The 19,060-nt window shown below is 62.1% G+C and carries 19 protein-coding genes; 9 read left to right on the top strand and 10 right to left on the bottom strand.

The window, feature by feature from the left end; all coding sequences use genetic code 11:
- Nucleotides 1-5 precede the first annotated feature (5 nt).
- From YP76_RS00660 to YP76_RS00645, 4 genes are all read left to right on the top strand, one after another.
- Nucleotides 6-1,394 (top strand): voltage-gated chloride channel family protein, encoded by a 1,389-nt coding sequence (locus tag YP76_RS00660; RefSeq protein WP_010339505.1) that lies wholly within the window; start codon nucleotides 6-8, stop codon nucleotides 1,392-1,394.
- Nucleotides 1,387-1,788 (top strand): DUF190 domain-containing protein, encoded by a 402-nt coding sequence (locus tag YP76_RS00655; RefSeq protein ID WP_008830660.1) that lies wholly within the window; start codon nucleotides 1,387-1,389, stop codon nucleotides 1,786-1,788. The genes YP76_RS00660 and YP76_RS00655 overlap by 8 nt, the downstream gene beginning before the upstream one ends.
- Nucleotides 1,789-1,862: 74 nt before the next feature.
- Nucleotides 1,863-2,600 (top strand): universal stress protein, encoded by a 738-nt coding sequence (locus YP76_RS00650; protein WP_046761702.1) that lies wholly within the window; start codon nucleotides 1,863-1,865, stop codon nucleotides 2,598-2,600.
- A 66-nt stretch (nucleotides 2,601-2,666) separates the two neighbouring features.
- Complete coding sequence (locus YP76_RS00645; protein ID WP_046761701.1) at nucleotides 2,667-4,064, top strand: phospholipase D-like domain-containing protein; 1,398 nt, start codon at nucleotides 2,667-2,669, stop codon at nucleotides 4,062-4,064.
- On the opposite strand, the gene YP76_RS00640 is transcribed toward YP76_RS00645, so the two are convergent.
- From YP76_RS00640 to copM, 3 genes are read right to left on the bottom strand one after another with little or no spacing between them, the layout of a single operon-like run.
- Nucleotides 4,048-4,620, bottom strand: coding sequence for a DedA family protein (locus tag YP76_RS00640; protein ID WP_008830657.1), 573 nt, complete (start codon nucleotides 4,618-4,620; stop codon nucleotides 4,048-4,050). The genes YP76_RS00645 and YP76_RS00640 overlap by 17 nt on opposite strands.
- Nucleotides 4,617-6,053 (bottom strand): YVTN family beta-propeller repeat protein, encoded by a 1,437-nt coding sequence (locus YP76_RS00635; protein ID WP_008830656.1) that lies wholly within the window; start codon nucleotides 6,051-6,053, stop codon nucleotides 4,617-4,619. The genes YP76_RS00640 and YP76_RS00635 overlap by 4 nt, the downstream gene beginning before the upstream one ends.
- Nucleotides 6,050-6,313 (bottom strand): CopM family metallochaperone, encoded by a 264-nt coding sequence (gene copM, locus YP76_RS00630; protein WP_232307410.1) that lies wholly within the window; start codon nucleotides 6,311-6,313, stop codon nucleotides 6,050-6,052. The genes YP76_RS00635 and copM overlap by 4 nt, the downstream gene beginning before the upstream one ends.
- Before the next feature lie 302 nt (nucleotides 6,314-6,615).
- On the opposite strand from copM, the gene YP76_RS00625 reads away from it, so the two are divergent.
- From YP76_RS00625 to YP76_RS00605, 5 genes are all read left to right on the top strand, one after another.
- On the top strand, nucleotides 6,616-7,212 hold the full coding sequence (locus YP76_RS00625; protein ID WP_046761699.1) for a uracil-DNA glycosylase: 597 nt from the start codon (nucleotides 6,616-6,618) through the stop codon (nucleotides 7,210-7,212).
- Nucleotides 7,213-7,295: 83 nt separating this feature from the next.
- On the top strand, nucleotides 7,296-8,165 hold the full coding sequence (locus tag YP76_RS00620) for a LysR family transcriptional regulator (RefSeq protein WP_008830653.1): 870 nt from the start codon (nucleotides 7,296-7,298) through the stop codon (nucleotides 8,163-8,165).
- A complete protein-coding gene (locus tag YP76_RS00615; protein WP_230588550.1) occupies nucleotides 8,162-9,316 on the top strand; it encodes a TDT family transporter in 1,155 nt (384 codons plus the stop codon). Before YP76_RS00620 ends, YP76_RS00615 begins: the two co-directional genes overlap by 4 nt.
- 85 nt (nucleotides 9,317-9,401) lie before the next feature.
- The gene (locus tag YP76_RS00610; protein WP_046761698.1) at nucleotides 9,402-10,652 is read left to right on the top strand and encodes a molybdopterin-dependent oxidoreductase; all 1,251 of its coding nucleotides are present in this window, start codon (nucleotides 9,402-9,404) and stop codon (nucleotides 10,650-10,652) included.
- 11 nt (nucleotides 10,653-10,663) lie between these two features.
- Entirely contained in the window at nucleotides 10,664-11,140 is a 477-nt protein-coding gene (locus tag YP76_RS00605) for a hypothetical protein (RefSeq protein WP_008830650.1), read from the top strand.
- A 106-nt stretch (nucleotides 11,141-11,246) separates the two neighbouring features.
- Here the strand turns inward: YP76_RS00605 and YP76_RS26815 are convergent, their stop codons facing one another.
- The 7 genes from YP76_RS26815 to YP76_RS00570 all read right to left on the bottom strand — a co-directional run bounded on the left by YP76_RS26815 (nucleotide 11,247) and on the right by YP76_RS00570 (nucleotide 18,712).
- A complete protein-coding gene (locus YP76_RS26815) occupies nucleotides 11,247-11,741 on the bottom strand; it encodes a Mov34/MPN/PAD-1 family protein (protein WP_046761697.1) in 495 nt (164 codons plus the stop codon).
- The gene (locus YP76_RS28100; RefSeq protein ID WP_198147401.1) at nucleotides 11,734-12,156 is read right to left on the bottom strand and encodes a hypothetical protein; all 423 of its coding nucleotides are present in this window, start codon (nucleotides 12,154-12,156) and stop codon (nucleotides 11,734-11,736) included. Before YP76_RS28100 ends, YP76_RS26815 begins: the two co-directional genes overlap by 8 nt.
- 233 nt (nucleotides 12,157-12,389) lie before the next feature.
- Nucleotides 12,390-13,118 (bottom strand): IS21-like element helper ATPase IstB, encoded by a 729-nt coding sequence (gene istB, locus YP76_RS00590; RefSeq protein WP_031304487.1) that lies wholly within the window; start codon nucleotides 13,116-13,118, stop codon nucleotides 12,390-12,392.
- Nucleotides 13,105-14,619 (bottom strand): IS21 family transposase, encoded by a 1,515-nt coding sequence (gene istA, locus YP76_RS00585; RefSeq protein WP_021238707.1) that lies wholly within the window; start codon nucleotides 14,617-14,619, stop codon nucleotides 13,105-13,107. Before istA ends, istB begins: the two co-directional genes overlap by 14 nt.
- Before the next feature lie 95 nt (nucleotides 14,620-14,714).
- Nucleotides 14,715-16,130, bottom strand: coding sequence for a ThiF family adenylyltransferase (locus YP76_RS00580; protein WP_157035628.1), 1,416 nt, complete (start codon nucleotides 16,128-16,130; stop codon nucleotides 14,715-14,717).
- Nucleotides 16,054-17,208, bottom strand: a complete 1,155-nt coding sequence (locus YP76_RS00575) for an SMODS domain-containing nucleotidyltransferase (RefSeq protein ID WP_046761695.1) — start codon at nucleotides 17,206-17,208, stop codon at nucleotides 16,054-16,056. Before YP76_RS00575 ends, YP76_RS00580 begins: the two co-directional genes overlap by 77 nt.
- Before the next feature lies 1 nt (nucleotide 17,209).
- On the bottom strand, nucleotides 17,210-18,712 hold the full coding sequence (locus YP76_RS00570; RefSeq protein WP_046761694.1) for an SAVED domain-containing protein: 1,503 nt from the start codon (nucleotides 18,710-18,712) through the stop codon (nucleotides 17,210-17,212).
- Nucleotides 18,713-19,060 lie beyond the last annotated feature (348 nt).

Here is a 19,060-nt window from a genome sequence, read left to right as displayed (position 1 = left end):
GAATCGTGCGCGCTAAATTCGCAATATTGCTGTCGAACCTGAACGTCCTGACCTTTGTTCGGGACCGGCACGACCATGCTCTGTCCGTGTTGCGTTGGCTGGCGCTCCTTGTTCCCATGGCGGCGGCGGTGGGCAGTCTCTGCGCAGCCTTCCTCTGGAGCCTGGATATTGCCACGCGCACGCGCTTTGCGCATCCATGGCTGCTGTTCCTCCTGCCGGTCGGCGGGTTCGCGGTCGGGCTGCTCTATCATCTGTTTGGCCGCAGCGTCGAAGGCGGCAACAACCTGATCGTCGAGCAGGTCCATGAACCGGGCGGCGGCGTACCTTTGCGCATGGCGCCGCTAATCTTCCTCGGCACCGTTGTCACGCACCTGTTCGGCGGCTCGGCCGGGCGCGAAGGGACGGCTGTGCAGCTGGGCGGCAGCCTTGCCAGCGCCTTCGCCACGATGTTTCGGCTTGATGCCGAGAGTACCCGCATCATCCTGATGGCGGGTATTGCCGCAGGTTTCGGGGCCGTTTTCGGCACACCGCTGGCAGGCGCCGTTTTCGCTCTCGAAGTGCTGGCAGTCGGCCGTGTGGAATATCGGGCGCTGGTGCCGGTACTGATAGCTGCGATTGTCGGCGACTGGACCTGTCACCAGTGGGGAATCCACCACGGATTGTACCATATCGACTATCTCCAGCGCGCGGTCGGACCGATTGCCGTCGACCCGGTGCTTCTGCTCGAGGCGGGCGTTGCCGGTGTGGCGTTTGGACTGGTCGGCCTGCTGTTCTCCGAACTGTCGCACGGCTTCGGCGACTTCGTGAAGCGCCACGTCCGCTTCGGGCCGCTGCGTCCCTTCCTGGGCGGCCTGGCGGTGATCGCTCTGGTCTATCTGCTCGGTACGCGCGACTATCTTGGCCTCGGCGTCTGGGCGCCCGACGCCTCGACACCCACCATCGCCGGCTTTTTCGCGCCGGGGCCTGACTACTGGAGTTGGGCGCTCAAGCTGCTGTTCACGGTCGTGACGCTGGGCACCGGCTTCAAGGGAGGCGAGGTAACGCCGCTGTTCTTCATCGGCGCGGCGCTCGGCCACGCCCTTGGCACCCTATTCGGCGCTCCTGTCGATCTTTTTGCCGGTCTCGGGTTCGTTGCTGTCTTTGCCGGGGCAGCGAACACGCCTTTGGCCTGCACCATCATGGGCATCGAACTGTTCGGTGCTACCCATGCCGTCTACATCGCCGTAGCCTGTTTCGTCGCCTATCTGTGCTCAGGCCACAGCGGCATCTACCTGTCTCAGCAGATTGCCGTCCCCAAGCATCCGCGCATTTCCATCAGCCCCGGCATTACGCTGCGGAGCGTTCGCGCCGCGCGCCCTCAGATCACAAAGCAGGATCTTCGTAAAAATGACTGACACGGCTATTCTCACGTCCAGCGAGATCGGCATGCTGCGTATCTACATGGCGCCGCGTGATACGGCAGAGCCGCGCAAGGCATGGAAGCTGTGGTCAGCACGCCCGCTCTATCGTGAGCTTGTCGTCCAGGCCAAGGCTGCCGGTCTGATGAACGCCGTAGCCCATCATACCCATTACGGCTTCAGCAACCACGGGCCGGTGCTCGATCAGGGCGCGGAAACGAGCAATCCCTATCTGACCATGTGCGTCGAACTGATCGGCCACCGCGCCGATCTTGAACTGTTCTGCCAGCGGCATGCCGCCCTGCTGTCGACGAAGGTGGTCATCTACAAACAGCTCGAACATTGGTCGATCGAAGCCCCGGCAAGGCCGCATCAGGAGAGCAAAGCATAAAGATCCTTTCCGTCATCGTCGGAGCCGACAGCACTGCGACATGCCTCAATGCAGCCGTTCTCGCAGCGCAGAGCGTGGGGGACTGTACAATCGAAGCGCTGAATGTCGTGGTCGATCCCGGCCTGCTCGTTGCCGCCAGCGAAGAGGTCGATATGCAGCGTCTGCGCGAACATTGGGAAGGCACGGCCAGCGAGCGATCGGCCGCCTGCCACACGGCTTTCGTGGCATGGACCGCAGGAGCCGCCCAGGACGCGCCACCCGTTGCCTGGCGAACCATCGTTGGGGATGAGCAAGTCGTGGTGACGCAGGAGGCGAACAATGCCGACCTGCTGGTCGTGATCGCCCACGAGCGAAACATGGACGGCGGGGACGCCCTGCATGCCGCGCTGTTCGATAGCCAGAAACCGGTGCTGATCGTCCCGGTTTCCTGGAAGCCCCAGCCCGGTCAGAGCTTTTCGCGTGTGGCTGCCGGCTTGAGCGACTCCGATGCGGCAAGGCGCGCCATCGAGGCGGCCACGCTCTGGTTGGAAGGCGCCACTGACGTCACCGCTATTCGGATCGGCGATGCAGGTGATCCGGCGCTCAAGCTGGAAGCGCTGCTCGACGATGCAGGGATTGCGCACCAGCTCCACGTCGTGCCGCGCTCGCACGAAAACCTTGGTCAGCAACTCCTGACTGAGGCCCATCTGGCGGGAGCGGATATGCTTGTGACGGGAGCCTATCGGCATAACCAGCTGATCGAATGGTTCGCAGGCGGAACCACCCGGCACCTGCTCGCCAAGGCGGACATCCCGCTCCTGATGGTTCGCTAAGGTTGAAGGGGGCGTGATCTGACGGGCGCATCGACACGACGCAGCAGAGACAGGTAGCATCGCGCGATGATCTCCATCCCGAGCCTGACGCTCGCTTATCTGATGCTCGAATGGGCGATCCGGCTCATCATGGAGGTGGTCATTCCGCTGCGGCGTCCGCCCGAAGCGGCGCGCAGTTGGCTGCTTCTCGTGCTGTTCTTGCCGGTGCCCGCCTTCATCCTGTACCGCCTGATCGGCCGGGCCGCGTTCCCATCCTGGCGGCGGGACCGCTTCGGGCGGGCGGCGCCGGAGCGGGAGAGTGCCGGGCAAGCGCTGATGAGCAGCAAAAGCGCGCCTTCCCGGACAGCTGTGCTTGCACAATGGCTGGGCGGTTTTCCAAACTGTGGGGGCAACGCCCTCCATCTGCTTGAGGACTATGACGGCACGATCGACGCTATGGTGACGGCGATAGATGCAGCCCATGTTCGGGTGCATCTGCTGACCTACATCTTCGCAGACGACCGGACGGGACAGAAAGTCGCAGATGCCCTTGGCCGCGCACATGCACGCGGCGTCGATGTCCGCGTCCTGATCGATGCGCTGGGCTCGCGCCCTTGGGCAAAACGCAGCCTACCGATGCTGGCGGACCGAGGCGTCACTGCCCGCCTGGTCCTGCCGGTTCGCTTCGCGGCGCTTCGCCGTGCGCGAAGCGATCTGCGCAATCACCGCAAGCTGTGCCTGATCGATGGCAGGGTCGCTTTCGTAGGGTCGCAGAATATTGTGAACCGCGATTTCAAGCCCGGGATCGTAAATGACGAACTCGTAGCGCGGGTTGAAGGCCCGGTTGTCTGCGCGCTCGATGCGGTCTTTGCCAGCGACTTGTTCCTTGAGACCGAACAGACCATCGCGGCCTTGCCCGTGCCCGATGCCTCAGGCGCCTCAGAATTGCAGGCGATGCCCAGTGGGCCAGACTACCGCGTGCCCGGCTATGAGCGATTGCTCGTCGAACTCGTTCACGAGGCGCAAGAGAATATCACCATTGTCTCGCCCTATCTGATCCCAGACGAAGCCCTGCTGACCGCGCTCAAGAACGCGGTCGCACGCGGCGTCGCGATCGACCTCGTCGTTTCGCGTGTCGTGGACCAGCGGCTCGTGAACCTTGCCCAGCGATCCTATTATAGCGAACTGCTCGAGGCGGGCGTACGCCTCCACCTCTACCGCGACAGGTTGCTGCACGCGAAGAACGTATCGATCGATGGCCGCATCGCCGTCATCGGATCCAGCAATGCCGATGTTCGCTCCTTCATGCTGAATGCCGAGATCAGCCTGATCTTGCATGATGAAGCGTCCACCGGACCTCTCGCGGATGTCCAACGGGGATACATCCGCCGAAGCGACCGACTTTTGCTGGAGGAATGGCGTGATCGCCCGCGTGTTTCCCGCTTCTGCGAAAATCTAGCTCGCCTCGTCAGTCCTTTGCTGTGACCTCGCGCCTGCGGTGCCGGAAGTGTGCGGCGAGGCCGACGAGGAGCAGCACCGCGAGTACGGGCAGCAGAACATGGCCCACATCGCGGACGCGGCCAAAAGCAGCCTCGATGCCCTGACCGAACAGGTAACCCAGGGTCACGAAAACTGTCGCCCAGACCACGGCCGCCAATGCGTTGATAGCCATGAAGCGGGAGGCAGGAAGCGCGGTCGTGCCGATCGCGATGGGGCTGACAGTGCGCAGGCCATACAGAAAGCGGAAGCCGAACACGAACAGCACTGGCCGCTGCTCGAACACATCGATGGCGCGGCGGAACGCGGCCTTCTGCTGGACGCGCCGAACATAGCGATGATCGCGGAACCGGCGGCCGAGGGCAAAGAAGATCTGGTCCGCGATACAGGACCCGAGTGCTGCCGCCGCGATGGCCGCCGGGTACGCGATCAGGCCACGGTGGACCATCACGCCGCCCAGCACGACCACCGTCTCGCCCTCGATCCCGGCGCCGAGGAACAGAGCGGCAAGGCCGTACTGGCTAAGGACCGCTTCAAGCGTCACGGCTTCTGCCGCTGGACCACCGCGCCTGCCTCATCCGGCGCGCCGGAACGGATTACGAGGAAGCGGCGCTCTGCAGGCGCGGCGTCCTTGACGATCTGCCGGATCGGGCCAACCGCATTGACGATCGCCGCGCCTGCCGGATTGGTCATGAACTTGGCCAGCGGCTCGACTGTATCAGTACCATCCTGACGCGCCGCCAGACCCAGCGTAAAGGTCTGCTTGGGCGCCAGTCCGGCGACCGCGGCCTGCAGGATCTGCACCTGCCCCTGATCGAACAGCGACACCTGGCTCTGTCCCTGACCTTCCAGCACGACCTGCACTTTGCCCTGCGCCTTGGCGAGCGGCACGAGGTTGTCGAGGCCTTGCCCCGAAGGCACGGCGCCGGGCACATAGGCGACGCCCTGCGGGCCCTGTCCGATCGGGATCGTGGCAATGACCTTGTTCGTGGCCGTATCTATGACGGCGACTGCATCGTCATTTTCCAGCCCGACATAGATCCGGCTGCCATCGCCTGAGGGCCAGAGCCCATGCGGCAGCGCGCCGACCGGCACCGAGGCGACTTGTTCGAAAGTGTCGGTCCGGAAGACCTTGACGATATTCTGCGTGCCGACCGTTACATAGGCGAACTGGCCTTTAGCTGTCCTGGCGATGTTGACGTGGTTGGTGATCGGCCCGGTGTCGATCGTCTTCATCACGGCGAAGGGCGGCTTGGCGTCGAAGACCATCACCTTGCCGACGTCCTTGAGCGTCAGCCATACCTGCTTGCCGTCAGGCGTGGCGGCGATGTCGGGGCAGAAGGGGCTGTCCTGCTTCACGCGGCCAACGATGCGCTTTGACCTGGTGTCGATGACGACGGTTTCTGGCGAGAAGCTGGAACAGACGTAGCCATATTTCCCATCGGGCGAGAAGATCGTCATGCCCGGCCCGTTGGGGACAGCAATACGGCCCGTCTCCTTGAAGGTGGTCCCGTCGAGCACCGCTATATAATCCTCGCCGCGCACGCTCACCCAGGCTTCTCGGCCATCGGGCCGGAAGAAGGCTTCATGCGGGGAGCGCCCGACATAGGCGGTGTGCTTCACGGCATTGGTCGCGGTATCGATGAAGCTGACCGAGTTGGACCCGATCGACACGACCGCCAGGGTACGGCGATCAGGCGAGAAGCCCATGCCATGGACCAGAAGCTGGCCGCGATAAAGCGGGCTGAGATTTGCAGGCGTGGGATCGCCGAGCTTGATGACCCCCAGCAGCGTGTTCGTCGACGGATCGATGACCGATACCGTGTTGGAAAACTGGTCCGAAGTGTAGAAGCGGTCCTGCGCACTGACTGCCCTGTCGGGCTGGGCATTGGGGACCTGCTGCGCAGATGCCGGGAGTGCGACCAGGGCAGCCGCTATCGGCAAGGTGCATGACACGATGCTCAGCGTCTTGTTCATTTGTCGTCTCCCATGTGATGATGCGCGCCGGCAGCGGGGCCGGTCTTTTCGGCGAGGATGTCCTGCATGACGGCGATCTCCTGCCGCTGCTCGACGATGATGCCCTGAGCCAGACGGCGCAGGCGTTCGTCTTTTCCATACCTGAGTTCCGCTTCCGCCATCTCGATTGCGCCCTGGTGATGGGGGATCATCATTGCCGCGAAGTCGCGGTCCGGGTCGCCCGATGGCGCATTCATCATCGCATGGTGCATCCGCTCCATGGAGGCTGCCATCTGGCTTGCGAAGCCATCGGGCGATGTCGCCAGTGCGGCCGCCGATGCTGTCGCCGCGCAAAGGCCGGCCAATCCCCATAGCAGTTTCAAGTGAAGCCCTTTCGTCATGGCGCTCCGGCGATAACGCCCACAGCGGACGCAAGTGTCATCGTCGCAGTGCGCAACGGAAAAAATGCGAGCTGCTGAGGAGCATGTGCGCCAACGCAGGCGTTGCCTATCGAACGGATGGCGCAACCGTCGCGATCGATCCAACCGATGATTTTTGTAGTTTCGACAGGATTTGACGATCAATGGTCTGGCTGGATGATCCCGCGTTGATCGCCGAACGCAAAGCGGCACTTGGTGCGCCGCACATCGCGCCGCTGGAGATATGGCGTGAGGGGCTCGTTGGCGCAGGACACCCGGTGCCGCATTTCGACCCGTTCAATGGCGGCATAAATGCGCGCCTTCTCCTGCTTCTTGAGACGCCGGGGCCCGGGCCTGATCGCACTCGCTTCGTGTCGCGGGACAATCCGTCAGGCACAGCTCGGAACCTTCGCCGCTATCTTGAGGCTGCAGGCATTGGCCGAAACGACATCGTTCAGTGGAACTGCGTGCCCTGGATCGTCCACGCCCCCGGCGCCCGCAATCGCGCACTGCGCCGCGCAGAGATTGCCGAGGGTCTCGCAACGCTTCCCGGCCTGCTTGCGAAACTGCCGTGCGTGCGGGTCTGCATATTGGCGGGACGGGTGGCTGCAGGTGCGGAGGCGCTTATCAAAGAGGCGCGGCCCGATGTATCAATCATCACCATGCCCCATCCTAGTCCGGCCAATGTCTGCAACAGTCCTGATGTCGGCCAACGGATCGCGAGCGCGCTGGTGGCCGCCAGGACCGTACTAATCGAATGATCTTAAAATACGATTGGAATGATATAATCAATGCGTTGGAGTGATTGATAGGGCTGAGGTATCGATGGTGACAGGAGATCACCATGACCCTTGAACAATTGCGCATCTTTGTAGGTGTCGCCGAACGCGAACATATGACGCGGGCCGCAGAGGCACTGGGCGTGACCCAGTCCGCCGCCAGCGCCGCGATTGCCACACTGGAAGCCAGACATGACGTTCCGCTCTTCAACCGCGTGGGTCGCGGCATCGAACTGACCGAGGCGGGTCGCATGTTCCTCGATGAGGCACGCGCCGTCCTTGGCCGCGCCGCGACGGCGGAGCTTACCCTGGCCGAGTATGGCGGCCTGAAGCGCGGAACCCTGCGCCTTGTCGCCAGCCAGACCATCGCCAGCTACTGGCTCCCTTCGCGCCTCGCCCAGTTCCACAGCCGTCACCCGGCGATCCGCGTCGAACTCGCAATCGACAACAGCGAAGGTGCGGCAGCGCGGGTACTGGATGGCCGCGCGGAACTGGGCTTTGTCGAAGGTTCGATCGACCAGCCCGCACTCGCCCACTGGAAAGTCGGCGAGGACCGGATGCTGCTTATCTCGGGGCAGGCTGTCGATACCATCAATGAGGACTGGGTGCGCGGCGCCAACTGGATCGTGCGAGAGCACGGGTCCGGCACGCGGTCGAGTTTCGAGGATGTGCTGCGTGATCGCGGTATCGATCCGGCAGACCTGGACATCGCCATGACGCTGCCGTCCAACGAAGCCGTACGGTCTGCTGTCGAGGCCGGCGCTGGCGTCGCGGTCCTGTCCGAACTGGTGGTGCGCCGCGCGCTTGCTGCGGGGCACCTTCATGAATTGCCGCTCGCGATGCCAGCCCGTCCATTTGAGGCGTTACGCCACAAGGAACGGTATCGCACTCGGGCAGCCGACGCGCTGACCGAACTGGTCAAGGAGTTTGGATGATGACCACGGATATCAAGCCCATCCTCGAAGGGATGCGCCCGCTCAGCCGGCTCGATCACCCGCGCGAGATGATCCGCCAGTTCACGCCCAACTGGTTTGCCGCAACCATGGGCACGGGCATCCTTGCGCTGGCCCTCCCGCAGATGCCGGGCATCGGCGCTTCGCTCAAGCCGGTGGGAGAAGTGATGTGGTTCTTTAACATCGGGCTCTTCACCCTTTTTACCGCGCTCTATACCGCGCGCTGGATCCTGTTCGGCCACGAAGCGCGGCGCATCTTCGGGCACAATACCGTATCGATGTTCATCGGCACGATCCCGATGGGCCTCGCCACGATCATCAACGGCTGTCTCGCATTCGGTATCGCGCGCTTCGGCGAGGGCATCGTGCCGGTCGCCACGGTCTTGTGGTGGATCGACGCCGCCATGGCGGTGAGCTGCGGTGTGCTGATCCCGTACTTCATGTTCACGCGCCACCAGCATTCACTCGATGGGATGACGGCGGTGTGGCTGCTGCCGGTCGTGGCGGCCGAAGTGACGGCTGCCAGCGGAGGACTGTTGGCGCCGCATCTGGCGCAGGGCAGCGCACAGTTTGGGATGCTCGTCACGTCCTACATCCTGTGGGCCTATTCGGTCCCGGTCGCCTTCAGCATCCTGGCGCTGTTGATCCTGCGCATGGCGCTGCACAAGCTGCCGCATGAGGGCATGGCCGCATCGAGCTGGCTGGCACTCGGCCCCATCGGCACCGGCGCGCTGGGCATGCTGGTTCTGGGCGGCGATGCGCCTGCGATCATGGCCGGGCATGGGCTGGCCGATGTCGGCGCTGTCGCCCAGGGTATCGGCACAATCGCCGGCCTGCTGCTCTGGGGGTTTGGCCTCTGGTGGCTGGCGCTCGCCTCGCTCATCACCTGGCGCTACTGGCGGGCAGGTATCCCGTTCAACCTTGGCTGGTGGGGTTACACCTTCCCGCTAGGCGTCTTCACCGTGGCAACCTTTCGCCTTGGCACGACCCTGAACCTTGCCTTCTTCGGTATCGTCGGCACCGCCCTGACCCTGGCGCTCGCGCTGATGTGGATCGTGGTGGCCGCCAAGACCCTGATCGGCGGATGGCGCGGCAATCTGTTCGTATCACCCTGTATCGCCGCTACAAACTGATCGGGCATTGCGATCAGTAACGGCGTTCTGATCGCTTGCTTCTCACAGCAGCACCCGCCACCATTTTGCCCGAGAGGATACGACCATGGACAGACTGGATGCTGAGCTCGCGGCCGAAACAAGCCGCCGCCGTTTCCTGCAGAATGCCGCGCTCGGCGGTGCAGCCATCGCTGCCGCACCCGCTCTGGCGCAAGGCATCACGCAGGGTCTGACCGACCTGCATCTCCCCGGCGGCAATGCGCAGCGCCCAATGACGAGCGCATTTCCCGGCAAAGGAAGCATGATCCTCCAGCGCGTCCATCCGCCGTTGCTGGAAACACCGATGGATGTCTTCGACCGAAATGTGTTCACCCCCAATGACCAGTTCTTCGTGCGCTGGCATTGGGCGGACATCCCGACCTCGATCGACGTCGATGCCTTCCGGCTCACTATCCGCGGGCACGTCAACAAGCCGATCGCAATCAGCCTCGAACAGCTGATGCGCCTGCCGCGGGTGGAGATGGCCGCGGTGAACCAGTGCTCGGGCAATTCGCGCGGGCTGTTCCAGCCCCGCGTCCCCGGCGCGCAGTGGGGCAACGGGGCGATGGGCAATGCGAAGTGGCTCGGCGTGCGCCTGCGCGATGTGCTCGATCTGGCCGGGGTGAAGGCGGGGGCGGTCCAGGTCCGGTTCGGGGCGCTCGATCAACCTGTGGTCGCCGGTGCCCCGGACTTCCAGAAGGCGCTCGACATCGATCATGCCCGCGACGGCGAAGTGATGATCGCCTTCGGCATGAACGGCACGCAGCTGCCGCTCCTCAACGGCTTCCCGATCCGGCTGATCGTGCCGGGCTGGTACTCGACTTACTGGGTCAAGATGCTGAACGACATCGAGGTCTTGCCCGGGCCTGATGACGAATACTGGATGGCCAAGGCCTACAAGATCCCGGCGACGCCGGGCGCCAATGTAAAGCCCGGCGCCAAGGACTTCCCAACCGTTCCGATCAACCGCATGATCCCGCGTTCGTGGGTTACCAGTCTGGGCGAAGGTCAGCGGATCGCACACGAGGCCTCGATCCCGCTCGGCGGTATTGCCCTGGGCGGCGACTGCGGCGTGGCACGGGTCGATGTGTCCACCGACGGCGGTCGCCACTGGTTTGCAACCAAGCTCGGACCGGACCACGGGAAGTACAGTTTCCGGCGGTGGGACGCGCAGGTTCCCTTGCCCGGCCCCGGAAAGACGTCGCTTATGTCGCGCTGCTGGAATACGGCAGGCGTCGCACAGCCGATGGCGCCGATCTGGAACCCTGGCGGTTTCATGCGCGGCAATATCGAAACCACTACCATCGTGACGGCATAAGGAGCTTTGGCATGAAAGCGCCAACCCCAGGCATGCTGGCCGTCGGACTGCTCGGCGTGACCGTCTTCACCCTCATGATGGTGGGCCCTCCCGGCAGCTACACCCCGCTGCCCGAACCCCAATCCACAGGGCCTACACCCAGCAGCATTTCCGTGAACGGCTTTACCATGACCTCGGATACGGTCGATCTTCCTATCGATGAGCAGCAATATCCCGATGGCCCTCATGCCGATGTCATCAATGCGAATTGCACGTCTTGCCATTCCGCCAGCATGGCGATGACCCAGCCAGTGCTTTCAGCGGACCAGTGGAAGGCAACGGTCACCAAGATGAAGGATGTCTACAAGGCTCCCGTGGCGGACAAGGACATTCCGGCTATCGTCGACTATCTGACGGCGATGAGTGCAGCGCAGGATGGGGCGCCGACCGGAAAGGCTCAGGATACCGCCCCCGGCACCGCGCCGGATGCCTCCGGAGGAACGGGTTGAGGCGCCAAGCTGCGTAACGTCTGCTTTCAGGCGCTACCCTAGGAGCATTGAGCGGCGGGAATGGGCGCGTTGCTGCCAAAGTCCCCGCAATATTGGAGCAGCCGCTCTATTCCATCGTGACCAAGCGGTGAGGTGATTCACCAATGGGCATAACTGTCACCGACACTTGCCATCGTTCCGGCGGCTTTCCGCCCATGATGATGAGTATCGGCTCATGGGCCTGATAACGTTGGTCGGCAGCGATTTTTTCCATGGTGTGGTAATCGGAGCCGCTCGGTTCCGGCGATCCCCCCGGATGGAAGTGCCACTCCCCGAGGTAGTGCTGACCTTTATTCCAGCGCTCAGCCAGCAACTGCTTCAGGCCTGTCGGACTTCGTTTGAACCAGAACAGACCAAACCCAGAGCCCTTCGGCTTGGGGGTTGCTTCGATCACGACGGCCGTATCGCCGCTTGGGTCGATGCTACCGATCAAGATGCCGCCCGTTTCTTTTCGACCGGCTTGTGCACACTCATCGATCATCGCCTGGAGAGCGGAATTCGAGATCACAACGTTGAAGCGATCATCGAGACTGCGAAACGCTAAGTCACCGTGATCAGACATCGATGACCTCCACGCCGTCACTCGCATTGCGTCGGAAGTAGCGCAGACACCGGGTAGAATCGATGATGGCGGCCCGGCAGAACTTACTGCCGAGTGCTGCCCACTGTTGGACATCATCTGAGGACGCTGGGAAAACAGGATGCCAGCAGCCAATGGCCTCGACGTTCGCCTCGTCGTGACGAACTGCAGGCGCACCTGCCTTAGCGAACCGGTTCTTGGCATCAATGACCGGGAAACTGCCTTCTTTGGCGCAGAATGCCAGTAATCCCTCAGCACCCCACGTCATTGATAGGCTGATGAAGGTCTTTTCATCCTGCCAGTCGAAGTCCGACAGGTGCTCAAGAGTGTCATCAGATCCAGTGCAGTCGACGATGACATCGTAACCCCGCACATTCTCGGCAAAATCAGAGGCCATGCCTCTGTCGAACCTCATTGGAAATGACTGCAGGGCGGCATTTGGCGATACCGAGTGTCAAACGGCGTTCAAAAGGGACCCCCGATCGGCGTCGAAGAGGGACCCCCTTTTCAGATAATATGATGCTGGTTTGTTGAAGATGGCCTTGCGCTGCGTGCGGCGGAGGGCGGGCGTAGCCCGACCGGAGGCGCGCGCAGCGCAAGATAGATTTTTGAAGGCGCCGAAGGTGGCTGTCAGCTGCGGTTTTTGAAGCGCCAGCTGTCGTTGCCCGTCTCGACGATATCGCAGTGGTGGGTGACGCGGTCGAGCAGCGCCGTGGTCATCTTGGGATCGCCGAACACGGTCGGCCATTCGCCGAAGGCGAGGTTCGTGGTGATGATGACGCTGGTCCGCTCATAAAGCTTGCTGATGAGGTGGAACAGCAACTGCCCTCCCGAGCGGGCGAACGGCAGATAACCGAGCTCGTCGAGAACGATCAGGTCGAGCCGCGACAGCTGCGCCGCCAGGGTCCCGCCTTTGCCGATCCGGGTCTCCTCTTCGAGGCGTGTCACCAGATCGACGGTGTTGAAGTAGCGGGCGCGAGCGCCCCTTCGCACGACATTGGCGGTGATCGCGATGGCGAGGTGGGTCTTGCCTGTCCCCGTGCCGCCGACCAGCACGATATTGCGGCGAGGCGGGAGGAAGGAGCCATCGTGAAGGGAGCGGATCATCTCCTCATTGATCGGTGTGCCCTCGAAGCTGAACCGCTCCAGGTCCTTCACCACGGGCAGCCTCGCAGCCGTCATCCGATAGCGGATGGAGGCTGCATCCCGGTGGGTCGCCTCAGCACGGAGCAGGTCGGTCAGTATCTCCATGGTGGTGCGCTTGCGCTGGAGGCCGGTGGTGACCGCCTCGTCGAACGCCGCCGCCATGCCCTTGAGTCCGAGGCCGCGCATCGTGTCGATCATATCATGCCGCTGCATCATAGCCTCGCAGCAGATCATAGCGGGCACAGTCGGCGAGCGGAGGATGCTGCAGCATCCGGTCTTCCGAAGTGACGATGCTGTGGGGTGTCGCCGGCTCGCGGCGCCGGGAGAGGATGTTGAGGATCAGCTCGTCGCTGGCCGTTCCGTTCGCCAACGCTTCGCGCACGGCAGCCTCTACCGGCTCCAGGCCATCGGTGAGCACCGCCGAGAGGACCCGCACGAACCTGCGATCGGCCTCGTCCCCGGTGCCGAGCCTTCGCCGTAATCGGTGCAGGGCGGGCGGCAGATCCCAGTCCTGGAACGGTGCGCCGTTACGCAGCGCGCCGGGCTTGTGCGCGAGGACCGGCAGATAATGCCAGGGATCGTATATCGTGCGGTTCCGACCGAAGTGGCGCTCATGCTCCCCGACGATCGCATCGCCGCAGCGTATGACGATGCGATCGGCATAGGAGCGCACCTGAACGGTCCGGCGTGCGGCCGTCGACATGACCGAGTAGCGGTTGCGATCGAAGCTGATGAGGCAGGTGCCGGTGACGGCATGCTCGCTCTCATGGAAGCCGTCGAACGGTGCCAGGATCGGCTGCAGGGCCGGTCGCTCCATATCCAGCGCCTCGGCGACGGTAATATCCCCGCGTTCGGGATGGGCATGATGCTCGGCCCAGCGCCGGCACTCGGCCTCCAGCCACCCGTTGAGCTCGGCCAGGCTGGCGAACCGGAGCCGCGGCTGGAAGAAGCGGCCTCGGATTGTCTGGACCTGCTGCTCGACCTGGCCCTTCTCCCATCCCGCCGCCGGCGAGCAGGCGGTCGGCTCGACCATGTAATGATCGGTCATGATCAGGAAGCGGCGGTTGAACACACGCTCCTTGCCGGTGAACACGGCCGTCACCGCCGTCTTCATATTATCGTAGATACCGCGTCGCGGCACACCGCCGAAGAACGCGAACGCCCGGGCATGGGCATCGAACAGCATCTCCTGGCCCTCGCGCGGATAGGCCCGGACATAGGGTGCGCGCGAGTCGCAGAGACGCATATGCGCCACCTTCACCCGCATCGGCTTGCCGGCGATCTCCACATCCTCGTGGCTCCAGTCGAACTGGTAGGCCTCACCCGGCTGGAAGGTCATCGGGATGAACGCCGGTGCGCCTTCGCCAGCATCCTTCCGCCGCGCAGCACGCCAGCGCGCCGCATAGCGGCGCACCGCATCATAGGATCCATCGAACCCCTCGCGCACCAGCAGGTCATGGATACGCGTCATCCGTAGCCGATCGCGGCGGCCGCGACCTTCGTTCTCCTCAAGCAGCGCATCGAGACGATCCTGATAAGGACCGATCCGCGGCAGCGGCTGGACTTTGCGCTGATAGTTGAACGCCGCCTCCGGCGACCGGATCGCTTTGCGGACGACCTTCCGCGACAAACGAAGGTCACGAGCGATCGCCTTGATCGCCTTACCCGCTGCATGCTCACGCCGAATCCGAACCACTGTCTCCACGATCAACATCCCGTTCTCGCCAACTGATCAAAACCAGTCGGCCGACTAAATCCCCGGGATGAAGGGGTCCTTTTTGCACGCCGATCACCCCACGAAGGGGGTGCCTATTGCACGCTGATCCTCAATACCGAGTTCAGTTTGCGCACGAGGGCGTCAGCTTTGGCATGGCCGACATCATTCATCGAGAGAACGTGCCGCACGAGATTCCCGGTTACCAAAATCTCACCGTCCATAACTCCCACTCGATGGGCTCCGGCGCGGACGAGGTTCTCCGCGATCGCACTTCCAAGTGATCCGGCACCAACGATCAGGATTTTTTTGCTGCTAACTTCCGGCTCCACCCCTCCTCGAGATTGCAACTGATCCGGTGCCCAGTTTTCCGTTCGAAGCCAGTTCAAAGATTTGCTCGAGCCGGCGAGCTGGCGATCCCATAATTTCCGCGATTCCTCTCGGGGCCGGAAACCATCTCGCTTTTCTGTTCGGCCCGCCAATGGCATCTTCCCTATGGCGAGCCAATGCAGCCGAGATGGCGCTTCGCCTACACGCTGTGAGTAAGGGAATCCGATCAGCAACTGATGCGTGGCAGTCTTCCGCGAGCCGGCACGGTAGCGGGCACCAGCACGCACCATGATATCTACCAAATCGACGTTGTGGGCCATCAGGACATCTCGCAGTTGAGCCCAAGTCTTGGGAGCATCCCACGGCTCACGAACAGGGAGCACAGGCACCAGCAGCCACACGGCGCCGATCGAACTCGGAGCTGCAGCCAGAGATGTCCCCCATTCGAAGCGGCGTATGGAGTTCGAGCGATCGTCCAGAAGCTCGGTTAGCGCCCAGGTTTTAGTGGCTCCGGGGACAGATGCGATACTCGCGAATCCCCAGCGTTCGCCCACACTCGCCGCCCAGTCGAGTCCCTCGAAAACCTCGCGGAAACCGAGTGTCAGCTTGGACCCTATCCCGACGCCGGCCGGAAGTTCGTTCGCAGCGCCTTCCTCAACAAGTGCGTCTGCGGCCGCCGCATCAATCCATTGTAGTAAGCGCCCCGTCTTCCAGAGGGCAGCCGCTGCCAACTCCCGCGGTTCGTCTTCCCACTGGTCTCGACCCAAGCCATCGATCGGACGCTCAAGGCAAGGTTTGCCGTCGCGCCACATCGCGCCAGGCTCCGGCTCTGGATTGTAATCCTGATGTCGAAACGTTGTTGCGATGCCGCCAACAGCGTCCGGATAGATGAAGACGCCATCGGCCGGCTGATTAGGGCCGATGACCACGCGCCATTTGGTTTCACCAGGCATGTGTTGGCTGGGGGCGACGGAAAGGTGCGTGACAATCGCTAGATGCCAACGCCCCTTTTCATCGATCTCCCAGTCACCCTCAACCCGGATGCGCGCCTCATCGCGGATTTGCTCAGCGATGGTTTGTAGAACTGGCGGCGTCACAGAATGATCAGGCGAATCGACCGGTGGTGCTTGGAACTGCCGCCTGAGCAGGAGCCGTGAAACCTGAGCGAGCGCGATCTCCACCCTGAGGTCCTGGGACCGGAAAGCGAGAGCCGAACAGTTCGCGCCACAGGCCAGCACTCTCCTGAGCATCCTGTGAAAGCAATGCTTCGCGGGCAGTTTCAGCAGCGCTCTCTGCCGCTGCGTGGAACGCCTTGAAGTCGTCGACAGCCAGGCGCTTCAGCACATCGTGCTCTGGCACGCCGTGATCGGCGAGCCGGGGCTTCATACCAGCTGCCGCAAGCAATGCCCAGGTATCCCGCATCGACTCGAAAACCTGAACAACCCCTTGGGCCATTGAGGTGGTGCCATCCTGCAAAACGTGCCCGATCATATGTTCGAGCGGGTAGCCTTTCGGATACTTAGGCAAGCTATTGCTGTTGGTCTGCCGCCACCATTTGATAGCACGGACGATATCAACATAATTGCCATCGTTCGCTCGGTTCTTGGCAGCAGTCCATTGGATTTGTGCGAGGGGATGGGTACGGCCCCAGCCGTCGGCGTCGCGGTCCGGCAGCCAAAGCGGGTTCGGTTGCCACTTCTCACGCGGAGCATCTGCAAGCTCGACGATCTGTCGGCTGTCACCGAAAGGGCTGGGGACGAATGGTCGCCAATCTTCGTTCAACCGCCAGCTACGCGCTTCTTCCAGCGTATCGAGGGTTTCGACTGCTTGCGACCGATACAAACGCGTCATGAAATCGCGAGAATTCTGGTCGGACGGCAGCGCAGTGATCACCAAATCCATATCGACAAGCGACATCTCGATCCCAAATGAACGACCCTGCGGGCGCCACTTTCCGGGATACCACTTCTTCAGGAAGGGTATGAACCGATCCATCGCATCGCGGGCCGATTCAGTGGTGGAATCGATATTGGTGACCACGACAATGTCGACGTCTGGACGCTTGTCGCCCAGCGGCCGAACCGCCGTCGAACGGCGCACGCTTCCTTGAAGGAAAGTGGACACCACAAGCCCCTTCAAGTCGTCGTCCTGACTCAGCCGATTGCGAAGCGTCGTGGAGCTGGAGCGCCAGTTTTCCTTTTGCGCGTCGGTCGGCCTAATCGCGCCGAGAAATTCTTTGAATTGCGGCTTGAGCTCCATGTCAGTCGATCCTGAAGGTGGGGTCATAGGTGCCGTGTACTCGGCGGTCGAAGTCGTACTCGTAGTATGTGGAAGGCCCCATCGCCGGACGCTGCTGCCCTAAGAAGAACAGGAACCCGTTGGGCGCTGTGGCAAACACGTGGACGCGAGCCCCAATGGGAAGGCGAGCAGCGCGAACTGCCTCACCAACTTGATCGGCCAGCGCCGCGGCATGTGTTCCACCGCAGATAGCGCTTTGCGAAGGCGCTGGCGCAGCCTTCACGAGCATGGTTTTCCCGACGGTAGGGAGATGATTAGAAACATAGTCAGCCACATCAGCTGTGGCGTCGCGGGTTAGGCTAACAACCAATGCAAGGTCTTGGCCGTCTCCACTGACCGTCGTTTCGATCGTGGCCTCTGGGCCGGCCTTGCCATCGTCAGCGCGCCAGATTGAGGTGGGAGCGCGACCTTTCTGCACCAGCTCAACATCAGCGCCGGTTTTGAGGTTAAGCACTGTGCCGGCAAGGTAAGCGAAGCTCGAATGTGCGTTGATAGTGAGCCTGATCGCTTCGCCGACATTGAGGGCGTCGCGAATAAAGGCTTCAGCCGACGGCCGGACATCGGTGTTCCAATCCTGACCTTCTATGAGATACCGTCCGTCGAAGCGGTCGAGCAGCGATAGACGGTTATCCGCGGTTGAATCGAGATCCGCGGCGATTCCATCACTGAAGCTGCGGATGGCGATGTTGTGATAGCGCGGCGGATCTCCGATGGTGAGCCAATTCTCATCGATGCACAGCCTGTCGAAACTGTCGCGGGTAAGATTGTTGATGCCGTTGATTTTAAGCTGTTTGGCGGCCCCATCGTACTTGAACGCCAACGCGTCGCGGCAGGTAGTGAGCCCGACGACACGAAAACGGTCGTTCACGGCATCGCGCATCTGCTCCAGAGAAACGTGACCCTCATGAATACCGAAGCCTGATAGCAGGCTGCGCAGTTCGTCATCCGACGAAAGCCCAAGATGGTCACGCCAGGTTTTCCGGACTTTTCCCATCCTGCTTTTGTCGCCGCCGCCGACAAAGAGCTTGTCCAGGCGCAGTCGCCGATCGTCGCTGGAGAGCAAATCGAGAAGCTGATCGCCGTCCTTAATCCGGTCTGTCGTGACCAGCGTAAAAGCAGCATTCTCCGGCGATTTGTCCTTGGCTTCACGGAGGCGCTGAAGAATGGAAACAGCGGTGCCGCCAGTAAATGCAGGGTCGACCAAGTCCTCGTAACCGAATCGGCCAGCGGCCACGACATGGTACTTGATCTGATAGTGGTGGACCCCAATGCGGTAACCCTGTGATCCCGGACGGGGCGGGTCATACCGCACCACGACGTCATCGAAGCCCTTCGGAAAGTCGGCCTCGTAGGACACTTCCGTCACGTTTGTTTGGTCAGGGTCACGCAGAGCCGAGGCGTGAAGCCAGAAGAAGCGGGCTTGATAATCATGCCCCTGCCACCCAGCTACTACTGCATTAGCCATACTTCTGCCCCCGAGACGAACGTATCGGGAATGGATATAGTCCTTATGCAGAACACCCGCCATGCCTGCTGCGGAAAAATTAACCAATGCATCGTTTTAGGACATGTTCGGCACGATCGTGCCCCAGCTGATAAGGTTTCAGCAATCCGGGGAAATCACGGTGAAGTGATAACCTTGCGAATGGGAGAACTCGGCTCGGTCCTTCTGACGGAAGCATGGGAAGCAAGTTGACTATTTTAGCGCTGTCGGAGTTTCGCAAACGGCAACAGATACCAAGCAGTCCGTTCTTCTTATCTGTTATGGGTGACACGGACGGCACCCCAAGGCGACACGAACGTCACCCCCACA

Source organism: Sphingobium chungbukense, assembly GCF_001005725.1.
Classification (GTDB): Bacteria; Pseudomonadota; Alphaproteobacteria; order Sphingomonadales; family Sphingomonadaceae; genus Sphingobium; species Sphingobium chungbukense.
The sequence above is the reverse complement of the archived record's forward strand: the minus strand, read 5'-3'. Positions and strand labels throughout refer to the sequence as shown.

Excerpts from the sequence above, each read along its gene's own strand:
- YP76_RS00655 (WP_008830660.1), top strand. The coding sequence starts at position 1,387 with ATGACTGACACGGCTATTCTCACGTCCAGCGAGATCGGCATGCTGCGT.
- YP76_RS00645 (WP_046761701.1), top strand. The coding sequence starts at position 2,667 with ATGATCTCCATCCCGAGCCTGACGCTCGCTTATCTGATGCTCGAATGG.
- YP76_RS00635 (WP_008830656.1), bottom strand. The coding sequence starts at position 6,053 with ATGAACAAGACGCTGAGCATCGTGTCATGCACCTTGCCGATAGCGGCT.
- copM (WP_232307410.1), bottom strand. The coding sequence starts at position 6,313 with ATGGAGCGGATGCACCATGCGATGATGAATGCGCCATCGGGCGACCCG.
- YP76_RS00625 (WP_046761699.1), top strand. The coding sequence starts at position 6,616 with ATGGTCTGGCTGGATGATCCCGCGTTGATCGCCGAACGCAAAGCGGCA.
- YP76_RS00620 (WP_008830653.1), top strand. The coding sequence starts at position 7,296 with ATGACCCTTGAACAATTGCGCATCTTTGTAGGTGTCGCCGAACGCGAA.
- YP76_RS00615 (WP_230588550.1), top strand. The coding sequence starts at position 8,162 with ATGATGACCACGGATATCAAGCCCATCCTCGAAGGGATGCGCCCGCTC.
- YP76_RS00610 (WP_046761698.1), top strand. The coding sequence starts at position 9,402 with ATGGACAGACTGGATGCTGAGCTCGCGGCCGAAACAAGCCGCCGCCGT.
- YP76_RS00605 (WP_008830650.1), top strand. The coding sequence starts at position 10,664 with ATGAAAGCGCCAACCCCAGGCATGCTGGCCGTCGGACTGCTCGGCGTG.
- YP76_RS26815 (WP_046761697.1), bottom strand. The coding sequence starts at position 11,741 with ATGTCTGATCACGGTGACTTAGCGTTTCGCAGTCTCGATGATCGCTTC.
- YP76_RS28100 (WP_198147401.1), bottom strand. The coding sequence starts at position 12,156 with ATGGCCTCTGATTTTGCCGAGAATGTGCGGGGTTACGATGTCATCGTC.
- istB (WP_031304487.1), bottom strand. The coding sequence starts at position 13,118 with ATGCAGCGGCATGATATGATCGACACGATGCGCGGCCTCGGACTCAAG.
- istA (WP_021238707.1), bottom strand. The coding sequence starts at position 14,619 with ATGTTGATCGTGGAGACAGTGGTTCGGATTCGGCGTGAGCATGCAGCG.
- YP76_RS00575 (WP_046761695.1), bottom strand. The coding sequence starts at position 17,208 with ATGGAGCTCAAGCCGCAATTCAAAGAATTTCTCGGCGCGATTAGGCCG.
- YP76_RS00570 (WP_046761694.1), bottom strand. The coding sequence starts at position 18,712 with ATGGCTAATGCAGTAGTAGCTGGGTGGCAGGGGCATGATTATCAAGCC.